The sequence below is a fragment of the Lactiplantibacillus sp. B652 genome (assembly GCF_023806745.1).
GTDB classification, from domain to species: Bacteria; Bacillota; Bacilli; order Lactobacillales; family Lactobacillaceae; genus Lactiplantibacillus; species Lactiplantibacillus pentosus.
Window position 1 is genome coordinate 1 of sequence record NZ_JAMSKY010000038.1, and the last position, 4,695, is coordinate 4,695.

Genomic DNA, 4,695 nt, shown 5'->3' on the forward strand with positions numbered 1-4,695 from the left:
CTAGGAAAATATCGGCGCCTCTGGCGCAATTGTGAGCGAAAGCTGAACACCAGTAAGATGATGATTAGCTTAGCCTTCCTGCGAATACTCTTGAAAAGATTCTAAACACGTTCTTATTACCTACAATATCTTAGGCACCAGCCATCGCGAATTGACTAAACAAATTAGTGCCAAATTGCAACATTACTAAGATTGCAATTACCACCACCAGGTTAGTGACAACCTCGTGTAATTTCGTCTTTGCCCGAAAAATATTCTCAACCAGCAAATAACCTAAACCAATCGTTAAAAGCGCAAATCCTAATAACACGATGGTCTTATAAAGGATGCCCATTTCACCAACATTAAAATTAGCAAAAAAACCAAACAGTTTTAAAACCGCCATAAACACACTCTCTAAAGCTTGCGCCGTGTGATACAGGCCTAATAAAATCCACCCATTGACCGTCCCAATAATCTTCTGAACCGCTAAAATATCCGTGTGTAACACATTATGCCATTCTAAATAAAACTTTATTACTCTAGCCGTATTAGTCCCTTCTCCACCTCCAAAAAGCTTATCAATTAACTGATTATTATTAAGCAATGCTTCGGGCACTTGATACCCGGACGCTAGTACCACTAACCACTGAAAAAACGTTGTCATAACCAAACCCCTCACTTTCGATTTACAGTTAGCTTACCTACTGCTCATCAAAAGCAAGCAACACTACTCAACTGATAATGGCCGAATATTCCCGGCTTAAAACCCGCCTAGGCGGAGTAGCTTGAATCGTGATCATGCGTCTCACGTGAGAAGTTAGTTCTAAACGGTTTGGAGGCGACGGGACGACTAATAACTAAATAACACCCTAATCTAGCCCAGTTAACACCCAGCAGGCCTGCCCAGTCCCCAACCAAGAAACCCGTGTCCAGAACTATAGATACGTAATGGCATTTTAGAACACTAAATTCTAACCCGTATCTAGCAAATTCAATTGGGCATTGCGATGATGATCTTGGCGAGCATCAAGGCTCAATTGTTGTAGCGCCACTAATTCTTCTGAGGGTTCTAATAACCGAGCAACCGTTATCCAATAGTTTAATCGCTGTTGGCGTTGTAACCTCATCGCATGTTGTAACAAGCTACTACGAGTCGCAAACTTCGTTGCTTGCCGACCGCTACCTTTTTCACGATAAACTAAGCCTTGATCAATTAGATCTTTCAGGGCCTTGGTTAGACTACCTAAGCAAATATTTAATTCTTGGGAAATGTGCCGTAAAGACGTTTTGGTAAACCAATTATTGTCCTGGAAAATTCTTTGGTTAAAGTAAGCCATAAGATCTGCTTGCCATTCATGGACATGACTATTAACGCGTTCTGAACGTGGCTTCGCATACTTGTACCAGGTCGTTTGCGAACGCTGCAAATAAACTCGCCTGTCAGCATCGGGAACCCAAGTTTCTAGCAACGCATTCACATATTCACGACTGGCCGCATGGAACTGACCTGAATAAGCATCATTAATTACTTTTTGAACGTGCTGTGTCGCCAGCGGGTGGGTAAGATTACTGTTAAACTCGTCCAAAATGTCAAAACACTGGGCTTGTAACACGTTTGAAGAATAACAAGCTAAGGCCAGCGTGAAGATTGTATTGTGCCGACCATAGCCCACGTTTTGATCAATGTCCGTTTGGTTAATTAAGGCTTGAAACCACGGTTGGTCAACCTGGCGACTAGTCCACCGAGCATAAAAAGACCGTTGAGTAGTTTGGGGCTTAATTTGGTGCTGATCATTCGCAAAATTAATACTCCAAGTCATTAAAGCTTGGAAGTCAACCGTCATTTTGGGCTCAAAGTATTCAATATTGTCCGGCCGCGGAACTCTGAAAACACCAAAGCTGTTGCAGGTCACATCAACCGCCGGCAATTTTTGCGCGTAGTATTGCTTTAACGACTTAGCAATGGCTTTAGCAGCCCTGACGGCTGGCAATTGACCATTGGCATGACGACGGACGAAAACCGGCCTATCAAAGACGTAGTAGATATGATAGCCCTTGGTAGTCGCCAAAATTAAGGTTGGAAGAAACTGTACGTCCAACATCGCCGTGTCCCAAACCTCGGCAAACTTTGCTTGGCGCTCCTCAGCGTCACGGTAGTCAACATCAACCACTAACGTATTGATCTGACTTAAATTTTGTTCCTTAGCCCCTTTTACATAATGCTTAGTCGCATCTGTATAGGTAAGATAATTAAAAACATTGGGCGTCCAATGCGTGCTGTTAGTATAGTTATCATAGACTGCTTCTTTGGAGGTATAAATCGTCCCCCAGCTTTTCGCCATTTGGCCTTTACTACGATACATGGCAATCGCACCTTGCTTATTTTGTTGCCCCGAAACCGATTTTTCTAACTTCAAGACGTTACTGTTACTATGCCGGGCTTTAGTTTCCCGTAACCCTTGATGCAAAATCAAATCAATCGCTTGTTGTGCTGTTTTCGTCGTTGACATACTGCTCACCCCCTACTAAAAAAGAACGCCGTAGCGTTCTTAGTCATCATTTTTATGTATTAAAAACAAACGTTCAAACACTAGATTTTTAAGCAATCGCTCCAGTTAACGTGGCTACTTGGTATTTAAACCCCAACTTGGCTCTTAGGGCGGTCAAATTCATCAAACTGCATTCTTGCCAAACATAACTGGCACGAGTACAATTAACTCATTCGTTGATAGTTCTATGAGTTCCCGTGGCTTAGACCCCACGGGGATTTTTTTGTTTATTTAATTTTTAATTGGGATTAGCTTAACAGGTCTCAACAAACATGGAGCACTTCTCCCTCTAGGCTTAACTACACAAAAAGCAGATTAAGCCGCCCACTGGGGTAACTTAATCTGCTTTAACTAAACCTATGTATGCGTTTAACTCGACTTTTCGACTGGCATATTCCTAATAGGTTTAGTATAATATTCCTATCAGGCAACTAGAGTTGACTGCTTTTAGTAGTTCACATCCTAGCTAGCCATCTATAAAAGACGAGCGTTAAAGGCGATCAAGTAGCCTTGGTACTTGATTTGCTGTTTTGAAGGTTACTTCCAATAGCCTTCAAAACAACGCTTTTTTTATTTATCTTTATATTTAATGATACTGTAGGAATGAACAAAAGTAAAGTCAAATCAACTAAATATATTTTTGACAATTCGCAATATATTTAGTATTCTTAATATATTGAATATATCTAGTATATTTAAATTACTGAATATATCAAATATACTTAGGAGGTTTCTTAAATTGAAAAAGGGCCGTGTTGTAGTATTAACAAACTTAAAAGGCGGAGTCGGTAAAACAACAGATACAGATCTATTAGCGATAGTAGCCAGTAAGCCATCATTATTCAATCAGAAAGTTCTTTTAATCGATGTCGACTTACAAGCGAATACTACTAATAACATCAAAAGAACCTTTAACGTAAATCAATTTCCACAATCATTTGTAAAAGCTGCTCAAACTGGAACTTTAAAAAATGCAATTATGCCTTTAACTGAAAACTTAGACATAATTGCAGGGTCAATTGCCGAACACGAATTAGTGGACTCGATAATTGATAATTCTAAAAACAAACGTGAACGGTATTTTTATTTCAAAAAAATGGTCGATGAAATCCGTCCAAAGTATGATTACATTTTTTTCGATGTAGCTCCGTCTACCGATTCAGTAGTGGACGCAATAATAATGGTTACTGATTATATTATTGCTGTACAAGAAGTAAAAAGAATGGCAATGGAAGGCACAAGTAATTTCATTAGCAATTATTTACAACCCATGTTGAATAACTTCCCAAACGAAGCAAAGTTTCAAGTAGCTGGCATATTACCTGCATTACTTTCCTCCAGAAAAAAGACACAACTTTTAAATTACAAAAAAACTGTTGCGCGTTACGGTGAAGATAATGTTTTTCACACTATTGTTAAAAATCACGACCGACTTGAAGCATTTGGAGAAAATGGCTTTTCATTAAACGATTACAATGACAGAAAAATGTTTGCTTTATTTGCAGATTTGTTTACCGAATTAGAATTGAGAATTGAATCATTTGAAAAAACTGGAGATGTTAAAGACTTTCGATATGAATCACATTATTTTGATTCAATGACTAATACTACATTACCAGCTGGGAAGGAGATACAATTAGATGGGATTGCTGAATAGAGATAATATCGATTCAAAACCTAAAATTGATGTTAGAAACGAACCAACGAAAATAGATGATGACGCCAAAATCACTTATGGCGAAAAAGGTTTTAAGGCCAAGGATCGAAAACCTGTACAGGTTGATCCACCAGTATTAGAACTCATTCAAAACCTAAGTTACGCTAAAGATATGCCAATGTATAAAGTTGTAGATGTTGCAATGAATGCTTATTTAGCAACATTAACTGCTTCGGAAAGAGCAATCTATGATATGAGGCGGAAAAAATAAATACATTTAATATACTAAGTATATTAAATGTATTAAATATATTTAGTATACTTTTATTTAATTTCTATTTTACCCTCCTTACAGGAGAGCGTAAAATATCTTGTGTAAATGCATAAAAGATTTCTGAATTGTATAGAAATAGGGAATGCCTTCCCTTATGATATTTAGTAATCACAGAAAACATCACAGGAGGCATTCCCCATGAATGAACTTACCACAGAAATTATCGCTGCACT

Annotated in this window: 4 protein-coding genes and 1 pseudogene; 3 read left to right on the forward strand and 2 right to left on the reverse strand. The window is 38.4% G+C overall.

Features of this window, described 5'->3' with window-relative positions; all coding sequences use genetic code 11:
* Positions 1–105: pseudogene (locus tag MZO40_RS16650) on the forward strand (IS5/IS1182 family transposase); the annotation flags it as partial.
* Between the two features lie 25 nt (positions 106–130).
* Here MZO40_RS16650 and MZO40_RS16655 read toward each other — a convergent pair.
* Both MZO40_RS16655 and MZO40_RS16660 read right to left on the reverse strand, forming a co-directional pair.
* A complete protein-coding gene (locus MZO40_RS16655; protein ID WP_252133457.1) occupies positions 131–646 on the reverse strand; it encodes a hypothetical protein in 516 nt (171 codons plus the stop codon).
* Between the two features lie 307 nt (positions 647–953).
* Positions 954–2,492, reverse strand: coding sequence for a primase C-terminal domain-containing protein (locus MZO40_RS16660; RefSeq protein WP_252133458.1), 1,539 nt, complete (start codon positions 2,490–2,492; stop codon positions 954–956).
* 778 nt (positions 2,493–3,270) lie between these two features.
* On the opposite strand from MZO40_RS16660, the gene prgP reads away from it, so the two are divergent.
* Positions 3,271–4,188, forward strand: a complete 918-nt coding sequence (gene prgP / locus MZO40_RS16665) for a ParA superfamily DNA segregation protein PrgP (protein WP_056953185.1) — start codon at positions 3,271–3,273, stop codon at positions 4,186–4,188.
* Positions 4,172–4,459 carry a DNA segregation protein PrgO gene (gene prgO / locus MZO40_RS16670; protein WP_056953187.1) on the forward strand — a complete coding sequence of 96 codons (288 nt, stop codon included), beginning with the start codon at positions 4,172–4,174 and terminating at the stop codon, positions 4,457–4,459. Before prgP ends, prgO begins: the two co-directional genes overlap by 17 nt.
* The last annotated feature ends 236 nt before the right edge of the window (positions 4,460–4,695 follow it).

Excerpts from the sequence above, each read along its gene's own strand:
- MZO40_RS16655 (WP_252133457.1), bottom strand. The coding sequence starts at position 646 with ATGACAACGTTTTTTCAGTGGTTAGTGGTACTAGCGTCCGGGTATCAA.
- MZO40_RS16660 (WP_252133458.1), bottom strand. The coding sequence starts at position 2,492 with ATGTCAACGACGAAAACAGCACAACAAGCGATTGATTTGATTTTGCAT.
- prgO (WP_056953187.1), top strand. The coding sequence starts at position 4,172 with ATGGGATTGCTGAATAGAGATAATATCGATTCAAAACCTAAAATTGAT.